Source organism: Rhodopila sp., from assembly GCF_965277165.1.
GTDB lineage: Bacteria > Pseudomonadota > Alphaproteobacteria > Acetobacterales > Acetobacteraceae > Rhodopila.
Genome location: NZ_CBDICE010000005.1, coordinates 266,608 through 282,431 on the forward strand (window position 1 = coordinate 266,608; position 15,824 = coordinate 282,431).

Here is a 15,824-nt window from a genome sequence, read left to right on the forward strand (position 1 = left end):
ATCACCTCCCCCAACCTGCAAGCCCCAACCTGCAAGCATGCGTCTTGTGCCGGTCTGGGCACCCGGCTTGACTGGAAAGGTAGCGGATCCGCACCAGGATGCCAGGGGCCGGCGACCGGGCAGGGCGGCAGTGCCCGCGATGGGGCAGGCCGACAGCGCCCGCGGCGGGGTTGGCAGCAGGGCCCGCGACCGTGCCAAGCAGACGTCGGGTTTTGCCGCACCGCCGGCCGATGCCAGGAACGCCTGGCGAACCGCAAACGTTTACACTATCACCCGCATCCCCTACGGTCGGGGGTGAAAAGCGAAGGCGAAAGCAGGTTTATGGCCTATTCCTCCGCGGACCATGCCGCCTTGGCCGTCCCGGCCGGCGCAATCGACTGCGATATCCATCCAGCCCTGCCAAGCACCCGCGTGCTGCTGCCGTATTTCGACGACTACTGGCGCGAGCACGTGCTGCGCCGCGGGCTGGAGCGGGAGAATTTCGAACCCAGCAGCTACCCGGCCAACGCGCCGATCAACGCCCGCCCCGACTGGTGCCTGCCGTCCGGCCCGCCCGGCAGCGACCTGTCGGCCATGCAAACCCACCTGCTGGACCGGTTTCGTCCCAGCCTCGGCATCTGCAACCCGATCCACGGCGCGCAAGTCATGCTCAGCGAGGATCTGTCGGCCGCGTTCTGCCGCGCCATAAACAACTGGATCCGCGCCGAGTGGCTGGATCGCGACCCCCGGCTGCGCGCCTCCATCGTCGTGCCGCCGCACAACGCCGATCTCGCGGTCGAGGAGATCGAGCGCCTCGCCGCCGATCGCCGCTTCGTCCAGGTTCTGCTGCTGGCGATGACCGAGCTGCCGCTGGGCCGGCGGCAGAACTGGCCGATCTACAAGGCCGCCGAGGCGCACGGGCTGCCGATCGGCATCCACGCCGGCAGCAGTTTTCGCCATCCGCCCAGCGCGCTGGGCTGGCCGTCCTACTACCTGGAGGACTACGTCTCACAGGCGCAGGGCTTCCAGGCGGCGTTGAACAGCCTGATCAGCGAGGGCGTATTCGTAAAATTCCCCGCACTGAAAGTGGTGCTGATCGAATCCGGCGTAGCCTGGCTGCCGGCGTCGCTGTGGCGGCTGGACAAGACCTGGCGCGGCGTGCGCGCCGAGGTGCCGTGGCTGGAGCAACAGCCGACCGAAACCGTGCGCGAACATGTCCGCCTGACCGTGCAGCCGTTCGACTCACCGCCGACCGAGCCGCAGGTGCGGATCCTGCTGGAGCAGTTGGGGTCGGATCGCATGCTGCTGTTTGCCTCGGATTATCCGCACTGGCATTTCGATGGCGACGATGCGTTGCCGGCCGGCTTGCCGGCCGACCTGGTGCACAGGATCTGTATCGACAATCCGCTGGACACCTATCCTCGATTGAAGGAGACGACGTGATGAACATGCCCGTCCTGGATCGCAAACCGGACCCGTCCGCGCAGCCTGGTCGTGACGCCCAGGCCCATCTCGGCTTCATCGACTGCGACGTACATCCCTATGTCAAAGGCCCCAACGACTTCGACCCGTTCCTGTCGAAGCGCTGGCTCGAGCACAAGCGCACGATCGGCGGACGCACCCGCCAGGGGCTGGCAAAGACCTCGATGTATCCGCGCATGTCTCCGGGCGCAGGGATGCGGATGGATAGCTGGCCGCAGGGCGGCGGACACCCGGGTTCCGACCTGCCGATGATGCAGCAACAGCTGCTGGATCTGTTCGACGTGGCTTATGGCCTGCTTGCCCCGCTGGTTGGTGGCGGCCCCGGCGAGCGCAACGTCGAGTTCGGTGCCGCGATGGCGGCGGCCGCGAACGAGTGGCAGTTGGCGCAGTGGTGCGACCCCGACCCTCGGCTGCTGGGCGCGATCCAGGTCAACATCGAATGGCCCGAGGCAGCGATCGCCGAAATCGAGAAACGTGCCGGCGATCGCCGCTTCGCCCAAGTCAACATCCCGCCGCGCGGGCTCGAACCGCTCGGGCGACGCCGCTACTGGCCGATCCTGCAAGCCTGCGCCGCCAACGATCTGCCGGTTTCGCTGCATCTGGGCGGCACCAGCGGGCATGCCTCGACCGGTGGCGGCTGGCCGTCGTTCTACCACGAGGAGCATCCGTCCTACGTGCAGACCATGCAGACCCTGGTCACCAGCCTGGTCTGCGAGGGGGTGTTCGAGCAGATCCCCAACCTGAAGATCGTGCTGGTGGAGGGCGGCTTCGCCTGGTTGCCGGCGCTGTGCTGGCGGCTCGACAAGCACTGGAAGCGGCTGAAGGCTGAGGTGCCGCATCTGAAGCGCTCGCCGTCGGAATACGTGCACGACCACGTCTGGGTCACCACCCAGCCGATCGAGGAGCCGGAACGGCCCCAGGACATGCTGGCCACGCTGGAATGGATCGGTCCGGACCGGGTGATGTTCTCCACCGACTATCCGCACTGGGATCAGGACGACCCGCGCTATGCGTTCAAGATCCCGCTGCCGGACGACTGGAAGCGCAAGATCTACCGCGACAACGCGCGCGCGTTGTACCGGCTTGACTAACCGCGAGCCGGCGTGCGTGTCACAACCAGGTCAGCGATGACCCCACCGAGCGGCCAACAGCCATGACCCGCCATGTCGTCGCCCGGGTGGATGAAATCCCACAAGGTGGCCGCAAGATCGTTTCGCTCAACGGCCGCGAGATCGGCATCTTCAAGCTTGGCGACGGTTTCTATGGGCTGATCAACCGCTGCCCGCACCAGGGTGCCCCGCTCTGCCGCGGCGAAATCGTCAGCCGCTTGGTCGCGCCCAGCCCGGGCGACTACCGCCTGACCCGTTCGGGGGAGATGCTGCGCTGTCCCTGGCATTGCTGGGAGTTCGACATCCGCACCGGTAAATCGTTATGCGACCCCCACCGGGTTCAGGCCCGAGCATTCGACGTCGCGGTCGAGCCAGGACAAATACTGGTGGAGGGCCCGTTCGTCGCCGAGGCCGTGAAGGTCACGATCGAAGAAAGCTACGTCGTCGTCACGATGTAGCTGTCCTCCGGCGCCGCCGCTAAAGCGGCGCCGGTCCTGGCGGACCGTTACAGCAACGACTTGGCGTGCTGTAGGATCTGGTCGCACACCTTCTGAGTGATCTGCGCCTTGATGCCGCCGCCGCCCAAGTTGTATTTCTGCCCGCTGCCGGTATCGAGGACGCCGTTGTTGCCGGCCTGGTAGCCGCTGTCGCTGGTGCCGCCGCCGGAACCGGTCACCTTGCTCATCAGCGAATCCTTGACCGAACTGGCACTGCCGCCGCTGACGTAGTTGTTTTTCACGCAATACTGCAGCACACCGGCGGTGTTGCTTGGACTGACCCCGCCGACTGATGGCATGGCACCGCTGCCCAGTCCGCCCGCGCTGCCGCTTTCCTGGCCCGATCCGCCCATCGCGCCTTTCAGTTTATCCAGCAACTGCGCGTTCGCCGGTCGCTGCGGCACCAGCACCACGGCCAGGGCGACAACGCCAAGCAGTCTGGTCACTCGGGCCGGCGACAAGATACGACGAGCAAATCCGATCATGCGGGTGATCCTTCTCAAGCTGCGATGACTTAAGCACGCGGGCTCGGGTCGGGTTGCGCAAGGATGGTATCAGTGTGCGGAATCAACAGAAATGTCACGCTGCGGCACGGTGCACCGTCGCCCCGGCAACGACCGCTGACGATGCGCCGGTCCGCCCAGGCCCTCCGCTACCCCGGCCCCACCCGATCAGTCGCCCTTGAAGTCGGGCTTGCGCTTCTCCAAAAACGCGTTGACCGCCTCGCGATGATCGCCGGTCGCGTGCGCCAGCGCCTGCAGGCTGGCGGACAATTCCAGAACCGAGTCCAGTCGGCTGTGTCGCCCCTCGATCAGCAGGCGCTTCGCCATTCGCACCGCATAGGGCGGGTTCACCGCGATCCGCATCGCCAGCGCCCTGGCGGCATCGAGCAGTTCGTCACCCGCCACCACGCGCGACACCAGGCCGCACGCCAGCGCTTCCTGTGCGTTCAGCATGTCGCCGGTAAACGCCATCTCGCAGGCCTTGGAATAGCCGACGACCCTGGGCAGCAGCCACGCGCCGCCGTCACCCGGCACGATGCCGACCTTGACGAAGCTCTCGGCGAACCGCGCGTTCTCGGCGGCGACCCGCAGGTCGCACATGCAGGCCAAGTCCAGCCCAGCACCGATCGCCGGCCCGTTGACTGCGGCGATGATCGGAACGTCAAGCTTCTCGAACGCCAGCGGAATGCGCTGGATGCCGAATTTATAGTATTGCGTGGTCAACGCCGGTTGTTTCGAGCGCGCCTCGAAATTCCGCTGCATCGCGCGCAGATCGCCGCCCGAACTGAAGGCGCTGCCGGCGCCGGTCAGAATGGCGACCCGCGCGTCGACGTCCTGATTGAGCCGTTCGATCGCCGCAACGATGGCGTCGACGGTTTCGCGTTCCGAGATCGGGTTGCGCATCGCCGGATCATTCAGCGTGATGGTGACGATCTGGCCGTCCGCTTGGTAGAGTACCTTGTCGGTCATCGGGGTTTTCCTCTGATCGCCCGCGCGACCCTTTTGTGTGCTGGGTGCTCGAGGCTCGGATTTTTCTAACACGGAGCTTAGTGGAGGGTCACGAAGGCCACCGAGCGGGGGGCGCAGGCTTGGGTGGCGCCTGTCGCTCGGGGGTCAACGCAGGCCGAGCCCGCGGGCAATGATGCCGCGCAGGCTTCCCGCGCACTGCCGGGCAGCGAAAACGACGGCGTGTGAATCGTCCTGTGCGCCAAGACGGCGGCGAAGTCCTGGATCGATTTGGCGTCGGGTTCGGCATCCACCAGTTGCCGCGCGATCTCGGGTATCTCCTGCTCGACCACGGCGCCAAGGTCCTCGACCAGGTCTGCCTGCAGCGCCGTGTTCCCGCCGTTCCGCAACATCCCGGCGACCGATCACGACGGCCGGCGCCGCGTCATTATATGGGCGCTCAACCAGCCGATGGCGATCGCGCCCACGTCCGGCGGATCGGCACCAAGCGCTCGGAACAGTTCGGCGACTAACTGGAACGAGGGCAGGAACCGTTCGGGCCCGCCGCGCTCGAACGCCAATTCGCGTGTTGCTCGGTTCCAGCCCTCGCTCCCGCCCCAGAAGCGCGGCCTCGGGCAGGAACGCGTGGGTGAACACCATCTCGTTAAAATGGTGCTTGACGGTCAAGGCAAGGATCGGGCGGATGCTGATGTATCGCACGCTATGCGGATCGATCAGAACCTGGCTGACGCCGCCGTCGCGGTCAGTCGCGGCGTGCCCGCGATTAGTGGAAGTCGCGGTTTTCCCGCGCTTGCTGGAAGTCGCGGCGTGCCCGCGCTTGGCCGAACCGGTGCGGTACAACAGCGCTCAAGCGATGACGTTCGTGCCCGCCATACCGCTTTGGCCAAGTCATGCCGGTCCAGCCGCAGCGCCCTTTCTCGCGGCTGAACGCGGCGTCCATTCCGGTCCAGGACTCGGCTTTCTCGGCCGGCTTGTGTGGCGCCAAGGCGATTTTCGGGAAGTCGCAGACTTCCGCGCGCAAGCCTTCGGCCTCAGGCGATGGCGGCGGGGCGAAAGACGAACGCGTTCACCGGCGGTCTTTGTCCGTTTGTTATATTACCAGCCGGTAGCCGAGGTGTCTCGACCGGTCAAGACCAGCTCAGGCGGTCACCCGTCGGATCGGCTGCGAGGTCCGCGTCAGCCGGCGGGCAATGAAAACCAGCGCCAGCGCCGTGGTGACGACAACCACCCAATGGGCCGGCCGCAGGCCGCGGGCGATGGACTCGTTGGCATCCAGCACCCGCCAGGGATTGACCCTGGTCGCCAGGCCGTACCAGGCGAACTCCAGCCCGGCGGTGGCAACGCCCGAGACCACGACAAGGCCAGCGTAAATCGCGGCGGTGACGCCAATGCCCACGCCACGCCGCCAAGCCTCGGGCACCGCGCGCCAGGCCATCAGCCAGACGAACAGGCCGGATACGAAGACCGGTTGGCCCACGTTCAACTTGGACTGGATGTAGAAATGCAGCAGCGCCACCGCGCCCAAGGGATACGCCAGGCGGTGCAGCCGCTTCCAGTTCCGGCCCAGCCGCTTGACCCAGGCATCGGTCGATGTCGCCGCCAGCGACAGCAGCACCAGCAAGGATACAAAGCCGATGGTCAGATAGAACCGCAGAGCGATCTCCGAGATCACCGTCAGCAGCGCGAACTTTTGATCGACCACATACAGAAACAGATGCGCCACCGCGTAGCAGGCAGAGGCAACGCCGACATTACGCCGAACCAGCAGCAGCGAGGGCCAGTCCAGCGCGCGCGCGAACGGGGTGATCGCCAGCGAGATCAACAGGAAACGGATCGCCCACAGGCCGGTGGCGTGGATCGCCGCTAGGATCGGGCGCGCGCCAAGTTCGCCGGACGCCAGCCAGAAGCCATATAACATGCCGGGGATGAACAGTGACGCCAGTACCGCCGTCTTCAATGGCAGGAATCTGCCACGGCGATCCCGCCAGGGTGGAGTCATCGATGCTCGCTCCGTTTCGCTTGATGTAAGCGGATCAGGTCGCAATGTCAGGTTAAAAGCCGGTCAACCCGCCTGGGAAACTTGCGCGATGCCGGCAAGGCGCTCACGATGCCTCGGCACGATTTACGCAAGATGGAGAAGACCGGATGTCAGCCGCGCTGCAACTTGAGCGGAATATGTCGGATGCTGAATGGCACGCCCGTTGTGAACTCGCCGCCTTGTATCATGTTGTCAACGAGCTTGGGTGGACCGACCTCATCAACACCCACATGTCGGCGCGCATACCCGGCGAATCAAACCACTTCCTGATCAACAACTACGGCGATATGTTCGACGAGATCACCGCCTCGTCGCTGGTCAAGATGGACATGGAAGGCAATGTCCTGACCCCGGGCGGCAAGTTCAACAACGCCGGCTTCATCATCCACAGCGGCGTCTACAAGGCCCGCTCGGACGCCAACTGCGTGCTTCACACCCATACCCGCGCTGGGGCCGGCGTATCGTTGCTGCGCAACGGTCTGCGCCCGATCAGCCAGGACGCGATGCATGTCCTCGACGACGTCGTATACCACGAATACGGCGTGCCGGCGACGGTCGACGAATGCGAGGCGCTGGGCCGCAGTTGCGCTAACGGCAGTTGCGTGGTGCTACTCAACCACGGCCTGCTGACCTGGGGCGAGACCATCCACGGCGCGTTGATGCGGCTGTATATGCTGGAACGCGCCTGCGAACTTGAACTGATCGCGCGCCAGTTGGGTGAACCCCCGCTGATGATCGAGGACTACGTCCAGCGCAAGGCGGCGGAGCGGATGAAGAAGGTGCGTCCGACAGAGGGTTATGGCCTGAACGAATGGAAGGGCCTGGTGCGCACGGTGGAACGCAAGGGCGCCGACTTCCGCCGCTGATCCCGGTAGTGATCACGCTGCCGACGGCCTCGTGATGGGGCTGTTGGCGACGTATGGGTTTGCCGCCAGATTGCGCCAGTAGGACTATACTGGTGACCGAACCGCTGCGCCTGACCGATCTGCGTGACGCCTCGCCTGGCCTGCGGCGCGTGGCACACGGCTATGCGACATCTGGAACCTGGAAGCGGGTCGCCACCCGAGCCACATCGGTCGGGCAGGAGGTTCTGGCCGCGCTGCCAAAGGACGCGATCCGTGCGTCGCGCCTGTCGGTCGCTCCGCTGCGGATGCAGGATGGAATCGACCTGGCGCCGGACGCGACTCGCATCGCGCTCTATGTGCATTATTCAGCGACCGGGCAAGTATCCGAAATGGTCCGCTGCCAACTAGGTCTGCTGCGGCAATTTGGCGTCGCGATCGTATTCATAACAATGTCGGAAAATATTCCCGAAGCGGACTGGCGGGCGGTGCGCCAGCTTTGCGCGCTGGTGGTGCAGCGGGAGAATTTTGGCCGCGATTTCGGCGCCTGGCACGATCTGATGCCGGAGGTGCGGCGGCGCTGGCCCCAGCCCCAGGAATTGATGCTGGCAAACGACAGCGTGCTGGGGCCGATCTATCCGCTGGCGCCGGTCATCGAGGCGATGCGTTCGGGCGGCGAGGGGTTGTTCGGGCTGACCGAAAGCCTGCAGGGCGGCCCGCATCTGCAAAGCTATCTGCTGTTGGCGCGCGGAGCGGCGGTGGTGCGCGACCTGATGGATTTCCTGCAGAACCTGCGCGTCAGCCACTCCAAGTGGCTGCTTGTGCAACGGGGCGAGATCAGGCTGGCCCGCTGGATGCGCCGGCGCGGTCACCGCGTGGCGGCGGTGTTCGGCTATGACCGCCTGGCCGAGGCGGCGGTGGCCGATCCCGCCGAACGGCGGCGATTGATGGGATCAAGCACGAAGTTGCGCGATCTGGACCGGCTGCCGGCCGAGGAGGCCTCGGCGCTGCTGCACGAATGGCCGCTGAACCCGACGCAGCATCTGTGGCACGTGCTGGCGACCAAGTTCGGCGATCCGTTCGTGAAAACCGAACTTGTGCTGCGCAATCCCGGCCGGTTGCCGGGTGTGGAGACTTGGCCGGCGGTGGTGCCGGCGGATTCTCCCTGCCCATTGCCGATGCTGCAGGCGCATCTGCGAACCATGACCGCCGGCTGAAGTCCGGCGTCCCGCCCGCGAGTTGAAACCGGGCAGCGAGCGAGCACGACCGCGAGGTACCAGGTAAGGACCGTCTCCTATCGAGACCTCGTCGCCCGACGCGCCGCGGAACGGCGGAACCTGGAGCCGCGCCCCCTGTTGTTCTCGTCGCGGGACATCAATGCGAATGATGGCGGACGTTCAAGGGAGACCGACATGATGATCGCCCAATCAGCGCCTTCCGGCGCAGCCGCGTGGTCGCGCGCGATCCAGTCCGGCGTTGCCGGCACCCGCAGGATCACCGAGCGTGGGGCACGACGATCCCCCGCCCCGTTCGGGTCCTTCGCCTCGACCACCGGTGTCGGCGCACGCCGCATGGGGGCGGGACGATGAGCAAGATCCTGGCGTTCGGCGCGTCCGGTCCGATCGCCGGGCTCGTGCTTCCGGAACTCGCCCGCCGTGGTGCCCATGTCCGGGCGTTCGTCCGCCGCCCCGACCAACGCGACCCGGCGCTCGCCCACGGCGCCTCCGAGGTCGCCGTCGGCGATCTCGCTGACGCAAGCAGTGTCGCCGACGCGCTCACCGGCATGCACGCCGTGTTCTACATCGCGCCGGTCGACCTTCCCGACCAGGCCGCGATCGGGCAACGACTGGTCGCGCAGGCGGTCCACGCCGGCGTCACCCGGTTCGTCTTCTCTTCCGTCATCCACCCGGTGCTCTCCCTGCCGAACCACGCGGCGAAGGCGCCGGTGGAGCAGGCCATGATCAATTCCGGGCTCGAATTCGCCATTCTGCACCCGGGGGTGCTGTATCAGAACTTTGCCGCCGCCTGGCGGGAGATCACCGAACGGCGGATCCTCGCCGAACCCTGGTCGAACGAGACGCGCCACAGCCGCGTCGACTATCGCGACGTCGCCGAAGTGGCGGCGATCGCCCTGACCGAGGACCGACTGATCAACGGCACCTTTGAGCTCTGCGCCGAGGCCAAGCTCAATCGGCGTGAAATCGCCGCCATGCTGGCCGACGTCACCGGCCACGAAGTCGAGGCCCGGCGCATCGATCCCGCCACGCTCGGCCCCCGGGCCAACGCGCTCAGGCCAATGTTCGAGCATTACGATCGCCATGGGCTGCACGGCAACGCGCTGACGCTGCGCGCCATCCTCGGCCGTGAGCCGCGCGGCTTGCGCGCATATTTCGAGGATCTCGCCAACGGACGCTGCTAATCGCAGCCTCCCGCGCCCGGCTCCCGAACCCTCAAGCCGCCTTCTTCACCAGCAGGTTCATGGCAATCATCGTCTCGGCGATCTGCACCGCGTTCAGCGCCGCGCCCTTGCGCAGATTGTCGGACACGCACCAGAACGACAGCCCGTGTTCGACCGTCGGATCCTTGCGGATGCGGCTGACGAACACCGCGTCCTCGCCGGCGCATTCGACATTGCTGACGTAGCCGCCATCCTCGCGGACGTCGACCACCTCCACGCCGGCCGCGTCGCGCAGAATCGCCCGAGCCTCGCCGGCGGCAACCGGGCGTTCGAACTCGACGTTGACCGCTTCGCCGTGGCCGATGAACACCGGCACGCGCACGCACGTCGCATGCACCGCGATGTTGCGGTCGAGGATCTTCTTGGTCTCCACCACCATCTTCCACTCTTCCTTGGTGGAACCATCGTCCATGAACTTGTCGATATGGGGGATGCAGTTGAAGGCGATTTCCTTGGTGAACTGCTCCGGCGCGCTTTGTTCGTAAACGAAGGACGACTTGGTGTGGTTGAACAGCTCGTCCATGCCCTCCTTGCCGGCACCCGAAACCGACTGATAGGTCGACACGACGACGCGCTTGATCTTGAACTCGTCGTGCAACGGCTTCAGCGCGACCACCATCTGGATGGTCGAGCAGTTCGGATTGGCGATGATGTTGCGTTTGGCGAAGTGGCGCAGGTCCTGCGGGTTAACCTCGGGCACAACCAACGGTACATCAGCATCCATGCGGAACTGGCTGGTATTGTCGATCACCACGCAGCCGTGCTCGGCGGCACGCGGGGCATGGATCGCCGAGACCGCCGCACCCGGGCTGAACAGGCCGATATCGGTGCCGGTGAAATCGAAGCTGTCCAGGTTGCGGACGGTCAGGACTTTCTTCTCACCAAAGGATATTTCGGCGCCGGTGGAGCGGCCGGAGGCCAGCGCGATCACTTCCGAGGCCGGGAAGTTCCGTTCCGCCAGGGTTTTCAGAATCTCGCGCCCGACCGCCCCGGTGGCGCCGACAACCGCGACCCTGTAAGCCATTATACTCTCCTGTATGCAACACCGCCCAACTGGGCGCGCGGAACGGAACGGTTAGCCGCAGCGGCGCGGCGAGGCAAGCAATATGGCGTTTTGCCGTATGGCGCTTTGCCCTCTGGCCGCCTCGCCGTTGCCCGCTAAACCCCGATCGCCAGCAATTCCCGCAGATGCCCATCCACCTGGCCGATCGCGTTCGGATCGGCACCAAACAGAGCCAGATGACCGTCCACGGTTTCGATCGGCCGGAATTCCGCATTCGGAACCAGCCGCCATTCCGCCTGGCAATCGGCAACCGGAAAGAACATATCGGACGACATCGGCATCACGAAGGTCTTCGCCTTGATCCGCCCCAGCGCCGCGCGCAGGTCGCCGCCGGTGTGGCGGCTGGCGTCGCCGCGCTGCCACTTCCAGGCCATGCAAAGCAGGTCGTTGGGATCCATGACGCTGAAATAACCGTTCATGAAATTGATGATGAAATCATCCATCGACGAAAAACCCAGCTGCTTGTGCCTTCCCTGTTGAAAGAATTCCGTGCTCCAGCCCATCACCGCCCACATCTTGGCGTGGCGCAGCAGACCATCGCGCACATCCGCCGACGACTGGTAAAAACCCTTGTTGAAGCCGGGGTCGGAGGTGATCGCGTCCACCAGCGTCTCGGTGAACAGGAAGTCGTGGATGGTATTTTTCGCCGTCCCGGCGATCGGCGCCGCCCGCTTGACCATATCGGGGTAGCGCACCGCCCACTCATAGGTCTGTTGCGCGCCCATCGACCCGCCGGCCACCAGCGCCAGGCTGCCCAGGCCAAACTGCTCCGTTACCAGCTTGTGCTGCGCCCGCACGTCATCGCCGATCCGCACATGCGGAAAGTTGGCCATCCCGCCGGGTGCCGGCGTGTTGTGCGGCGAGGTCGAAAGGCCGCCGCCGATTTGGTTGACGGCAACAATGAAATACTTATCCGGATCAAGCGCTCGGCCCGGCCCGATATAGACCTGCTCCATGATCTTGCTGGTGCCGGAGTACCAGGTCGGGATCAGGATGGCGTTGTCCTTGGCGGCGTTCAGCTTACCGTGCGTGGCGTAGGCCAGCTTGCAGCCGCGGATGGTGCCGCCTTCTTCCAATTCGAGGTTGCCAACCTCGAAAAGTTCGTAGGGGCCATGCACATCTTGCGAGTAGTACGAGTTTTCGATCATCGCTTGCGCCTCCCTCGTTGTCGCCGTCAGGTCACCCCGGCGATCGTTGTTACGTCAGTGCAAATCCCTCGTAACCCTTGGCGGCAATCTCGTCGCACTTGCGGCGATAGCCACCGACACCCTCCGGGCCGAGGTAGGGCAGGAAGGCGCGCGGCTTGCCTGGGATGTTGGCACTCATATACCACGAGTTGGCGCTGACCATCAGCGTCTGCCCAACCACCTCATTGACGTGCGCGACCCATTGCTCTTGAGCGTCCTTGGTCGCCTCGATCCGGTTCCGGCCCTTTTGCTTCAGCGCCTCGATGCAGTCGGTGATCCACTCCACGTGCTGTTCGATTGCCACCGGCATGTTGGTCAGCACCGACGGGCTCTGCGGACCGGTGATGGTGAACAGGTTGGGGAAGCCGGCGACCGAAATGCCCAGGTAGGAGCGGGGTCCGTCGGCCCATTCCTGATCCAGGGTACGGCCGTCGCGGCCCTTCAGGTTGAGCGCCTTCAGCGCGCCAGTCATGGCGTCGAAGCCGGTCGCGAACACGATAATGTCCGCTGGATACTCCTTTCCCCCCGCGCGGATGCCGCGTTCGGTCACCGCCTCGATCGCGCCGTCGGTGGCGGCATCGACCAAGGCGACGTTGGGCTTGTTGAAGGTCTCGTAATAGTTGGTGTCCAGCGGCTGGCGTTTCGTGCCGTAGGCGTAACCCTTGGGGATCAGCCGCTCCGCCACCGCTGGGTCCTTCACCGTGGCGCGAATCTTGCCCTTGATGTAGTCGGCGGCGAAATCATTGGCTTGCTGGCTGAAGAACATGTCCTGGTAGTTGGCCAGCCAGAAGGCGAAGCCACCGCTGTCCCACATCCGGTCGAATTCGTGCTCGCGCTCCTCCGCCGTAGCTTCCAGTGCAGACTTCGGCATGAAGTAATGCTCCTGGCCAAAGAACGATTCGCGGATGCGCTTGACCACGCCGTCGTAATCGGCCTTGCGCGCCTTGACCAATTCGGGATCGACCTTGCCATTGCGTGCCGGCACACAATAATTCGCGGTGCGCTGGAACACCGTCAGTTGCTTGGCTTGCTGCGCGATCTCCGGAATCGCCTGCACCGCGGTGGCGCCGGTGCCGATCACGGCGACCCGCTTGCCGGTGAAATCAACGCCGGTATGGGGGAATTGGCTGGTGTGGTACCACTTGCCTTTGAAGGTCTCGAGCCCGGCGAACTGTGGCAGGTTGGTCGCCGACAGAGTGCCCACGGCGGTGATCAGATACTGTGCCGTCACGCTCTCGCCATTGCTGTCGTGAAGCGTCCACCGGTTGTTGGCCTCATCGAACTCGGCGCCGGTGATCCGGGTGTTGAACTGGATATCGCGCTTCAAGTCATGCCGCTTGGCGACGTGCTCCAGATAGCGCAGAATCTCTGGCTGTTCGGGGTAGCGCTCCGACCATTCCCAGTCCTGCAGCAGCTGCTTGTCCCAGGTGAAGCAGTAGATATAGGCGTCGGAATCGCACCGAGCGCCGGGATAGCGGTTCCAATACCAGGTGCCCCCGACCGTGCCTCCGGCTTCATACACGCGTACGTCAAGGCCCAGCCTGTCTCGCAGCGATTTCAGCATATGCAGGCCGGAAAATCCTGCGCCAATCACCACCGCATCGAAATCCTGCTTTGCGCCGGTCATGAAATCCTCCCGATGTGCGTTATTTCGTCTTTTTCATTGTCCGAACGATCATTGTACCCAGGCGACTTCGCCGAACCTTGGCCATAGCAGCATTCTCCCGGGCAACCACTGTGCTGCGCACCGGAGACGCCTGGAAATGACGAAACACGATATCGCCGGCCAGGAGACGGAACAACCCCGGTCAATCAGCGCCCCGAGGTCAGCCCCCCGCGATCAGCCCCCGCGATCAGCCCCCCGCGATCAGCCCCCCGTGGGCCAGGCTCCGCGAAGCCAGCCCGTTCGTCGCATGTCGCGCCGGTGGCTGGACCACCGTGCGCCGGTGTTCTACGTCCGTGCGGAGATTGCGGGAGGACCCACCATGCGCGAAATCGGCCACTTCATCGCCGGCAAGCCCGTCGCCGGAACCAGCGGCAAGTTCGGCGACGTGTTCAACCCGGCCCAGGGCGAGGTCACCGCCAGGGTGGCGATGGCCAACGCATCCGAAGTAGACACCGCCGTCGCCGCCGCCAACGCCGCCTGGCCGGCCTGGGCCAACACTCCGCCGCTGCGCCGCGCCCGGGTCATGTTCAAGCTGAAGGAACTGCTGGAACGCGACCGCCGCGAAATGTCGGAGATCGTCACCGCCGAACACGGCAAGGTGCTGTCCGACGCCGATGGCGAGGTGCAGCGCGGCCTGGAAGTGGTGGAGTTCGCCTGCGGCATCCCGCATCTGCTGAAGGGCGAATACACCGACCAGGTCGGCACCGGCATCGACGCCTGGTCGATCCGCCAGCCGCTCGGCGTCGTCGCCGGCATCACCCCGTTCAACTTCCCGATCATGGTGCCGCTGTGGATGATCCCGATGGCGCTCGCCACCGGCAACTGCTTCATCCTGAAACCGTCCGAGAAGGATCCCTCGGTCTCGCTGAAGCTGGCCGCCTTGCTGCAAGAGGCCGGCTTGCCCGACGGCGTGTTCTCCGTCGTCCAAGGCGGCCGCGAGGCGGTCGAAAGCATCATCGCCCACCCCGGCATCGCCGCGATCAGCTTCGTCGGGTCCACCCCGATCGCCGAGACCATCCATCGCGGCGGCACCGCGCACGGCAAGCGGGTGCAGGCGCTGGGGGGCGCCAAGAACCACCTGGTGGTGATGCCGGACGCCGATATCGACGACGCGGTCGACGCGCTGATGGGATCAGCCTACGGCGCCGCCGGCGAACGCTGCATGGCGGTCTCCGTGGCGGTGACGGTCGGGTCGGCCGGCGATGCGCTGATCGCGAAGCTGGCCCCCAGGGTCCGGGCATTGAAGGTGGCACCGGGAACCGATCCGGATGCCGAGATGGGCCCGCTGGTCACCCGCGAGCACCTGGAAAAGGTCCGCGGCTACGTCGACCTCGGGGTCAAGGAAGGCGCCGACCTGGTGGTCGACGGCCGTGGCCTGAAGCTGCAAGGCTACGAAAACGGCTTCTTTCTCGGCGGCTGCCTGTTCGACAACGTCAAGCCCGAGATGCGGATCTACCAGGACGAGATTTTTGGCCCGGTGCTGTCGGTGGTGCGCGCGCCCGACGTCGCCACCGCGACGCGGCTGATCAATGCTCATGAATACGGTAACGGCGTCGCCCTGTTCACCAATGACGGCGGGGTGGCCCGCGACTTCACCCAGGCCATCCAGATCGGCATGGTGGGAATCAATGTCCCGATCCCGGTGCCGATGGCATTCCACTCGTTCGGCGGCTGGAAGCACTCGCTGTTCGGCGACCACCACATCTATGGCCCCGAGGGCGTGCGCTTCTACACCCGTTACAAGGCGGTGACGCAGCGCTGGACGGCGGGAACCCGGCGCGGCCCAGAGTTCACCATGCCGACGCTGGGCCGGTAACGCCCGATCCAAAGGCCTGCGCCGACACGCCGCCGGCGCAGGCCGAATCAGTCACCAACGGCCCCTGCTGACGCGCAAGCTTCGATCGCCGATCCGGCCCGGGTCAGCGACGAATCTTTCGCGCGGCCGGCTATCATTAACCAATTGGTTCGACTTCCCTGCTAATCCCCGGCATCGAGGCTGCGTGATGCAGTAACGATCACTTCCATGGACCCGTC

General features: G+C 65.2%; 15 protein-coding genes and 1 pseudogene. 7 read left to right on the forward strand and 9 right to left on the reverse strand.

Annotated elements, in window-relative coordinates; all coding sequences use genetic code 11:
• The first annotated feature begins 321 nt into the window (after window positions 1-321).
• From ACQY4Y_RS01655 to ACQY4Y_RS01665, 3 genes are all read left to right on the forward strand, one after another.
• A complete protein-coding gene (locus ACQY4Y_RS01655; protein WP_428488831.1) occupies window positions 322-1,422 on the forward strand; it encodes an amidohydrolase family protein in 1,101 nt (366 codons plus the stop codon).
• Window positions 1,422-2,552, forward strand: coding sequence for an amidohydrolase family protein (locus tag ACQY4Y_RS01660; RefSeq protein WP_428488832.1), 1,131 nt, complete (start codon window positions 1,422-1,424; stop codon window positions 2,550-2,552). The genes ACQY4Y_RS01655 and ACQY4Y_RS01660 overlap by 1 nt, the downstream gene beginning before the upstream one ends.
• Before the next feature lie 62 nt (window positions 2,553-2,614).
• Window positions 2,615-3,028, forward strand: coding sequence for a Rieske (2Fe-2S) protein (locus ACQY4Y_RS01665; RefSeq protein WP_428488833.1), 414 nt, complete (start codon window positions 2,615-2,617; stop codon window positions 3,026-3,028).
• Window positions 3,029-3,075: 47 nt separating this feature from the next.
• On the opposite strand, the gene ACQY4Y_RS01670 is transcribed toward ACQY4Y_RS01665, so the two are convergent.
• From ACQY4Y_RS01670 to ACQY4Y_RS01695, 6 genes and pseudogenes are all read right to left on the reverse strand, one after another.
• Window positions 3,076-3,552: a DUF2501 domain-containing protein gene (locus ACQY4Y_RS01670; protein ID WP_428488834.1), complete on the reverse strand. Its 477-nt coding sequence runs from the start codon at window positions 3,550-3,552 to the stop codon at window positions 3,076-3,078.
• 186 nt (window positions 3,553-3,738) lie between these two features.
• Complete coding sequence (locus tag ACQY4Y_RS01675; protein ID WP_428488835.1) at window positions 3,739-4,539, reverse strand: crotonase/enoyl-CoA hydratase family protein; 801 nt, start codon at window positions 4,537-4,539, stop codon at window positions 3,739-3,741.
• A 77-nt stretch (window positions 4,540-4,616) separates the two neighbouring features.
• A complete protein-coding gene (locus tag ACQY4Y_RS01680; RefSeq protein ID WP_428488836.1) occupies window positions 4,617-4,928 on the reverse strand; it encodes a hypothetical protein in 312 nt (103 codons plus the stop codon).
• A gap of 12 nt (window positions 4,929-4,940) precedes the next feature.
• Window positions 4,941-5,096: a hypothetical protein gene (locus ACQY4Y_RS01685; protein WP_428488837.1), complete on the reverse strand. Its 156-nt coding sequence runs from the start codon at window positions 5,094-5,096 to the stop codon at window positions 4,941-4,943.
• A 203-nt stretch (window positions 5,097-5,299) separates the two neighbouring features.
• Window positions 5,300-5,563 (reverse strand): annotated as a pseudogene (locus ACQY4Y_RS01690) (acyl-CoA dehydrogenase family protein); the annotation flags it as partial.
• Window positions 5,564-5,674: 111 nt separating this feature from the next.
• Window positions 5,675-6,535, reverse strand: a complete 861-nt coding sequence (locus tag ACQY4Y_RS01695) for a sulfite oxidase heme-binding subunit YedZ (RefSeq protein ID WP_428488838.1) — start codon at window positions 6,533-6,535, stop codon at window positions 5,675-5,677.
• 146 nt (window positions 6,536-6,681) lie between these two features.
• Here ACQY4Y_RS01695 and ACQY4Y_RS01700 point away from each other — a divergent pair, with 146 nt between their 5' ends.
• From ACQY4Y_RS01700 to ACQY4Y_RS01710, 3 genes are all read left to right on the forward strand, one after another.
• Entirely contained in the window at window positions 6,682-7,440 is a 759-nt protein-coding gene (locus ACQY4Y_RS01700) for a class II aldolase/adducin family protein (RefSeq protein ID WP_428488839.1), read from the forward strand.
• A gap of 92 nt (window positions 7,441-7,532) precedes the next feature.
• A complete protein-coding gene (locus tag ACQY4Y_RS01705) occupies window positions 7,533-8,633 on the forward strand; it encodes a rhamnan synthesis F family protein (RefSeq protein WP_428488840.1) in 1,101 nt (366 codons plus the stop codon).
• A gap of 233 nt (window positions 8,634-8,866) precedes the next feature.
• Window positions 8,867-9,835 carry an NmrA family NAD(P)-binding protein gene (locus tag ACQY4Y_RS01710; RefSeq protein WP_428488841.1) on the forward strand — a complete coding sequence of 323 codons (969 nt, stop codon included), beginning with the start codon at window positions 8,867-8,869 and terminating at the stop codon, window positions 9,833-9,835.
• Window positions 9,836-9,866: 31 nt separating this feature from the next.
• Here the strand turns inward: ACQY4Y_RS01710 and ACQY4Y_RS01715 are convergent, their stop codons facing one another.
• The 3 genes from ACQY4Y_RS01715 to ACQY4Y_RS01725 all read right to left on the reverse strand — a co-directional run bounded on the left by ACQY4Y_RS01715 (window position 9,867) and on the right by ACQY4Y_RS01725 (window position 13,751).
• Window positions 9,867-10,898 (reverse strand): aspartate-semialdehyde dehydrogenase, encoded by a 1,032-nt coding sequence (locus ACQY4Y_RS01715; RefSeq protein ID WP_428488842.1) that lies wholly within the window; start codon window positions 10,896-10,898, stop codon window positions 9,867-9,869.
• 134 nt (window positions 10,899-11,032) lie between these two features.
• Window positions 11,033-12,085 (reverse strand): alpha/beta fold hydrolase, encoded by a 1,053-nt coding sequence (locus tag ACQY4Y_RS01720; RefSeq protein ID WP_428488843.1) that lies wholly within the window; start codon window positions 12,083-12,085, stop codon window positions 11,033-11,035.
• A gap of 49 nt (window positions 12,086-12,134) precedes the next feature.
• Entirely contained in the window at window positions 12,135-13,751 is a 1,617-nt protein-coding gene (locus ACQY4Y_RS01725; RefSeq protein WP_428488844.1) for a flavin-containing monooxygenase, read from the reverse strand.
• A gap of 358 nt (window positions 13,752-14,109) precedes the next feature.
• On the opposite strand from ACQY4Y_RS01725, the gene ACQY4Y_RS01730 reads away from it, so the two are divergent.
• Window positions 14,110-15,606 (forward strand): CoA-acylating methylmalonate-semialdehyde dehydrogenase, encoded by a 1,497-nt coding sequence (locus tag ACQY4Y_RS01730; protein ID WP_428488845.1) that lies wholly within the window; start codon window positions 14,110-14,112, stop codon window positions 15,604-15,606.
• The last annotated feature ends 218 nt before the right edge of the window (window positions 15,607-15,824 follow it).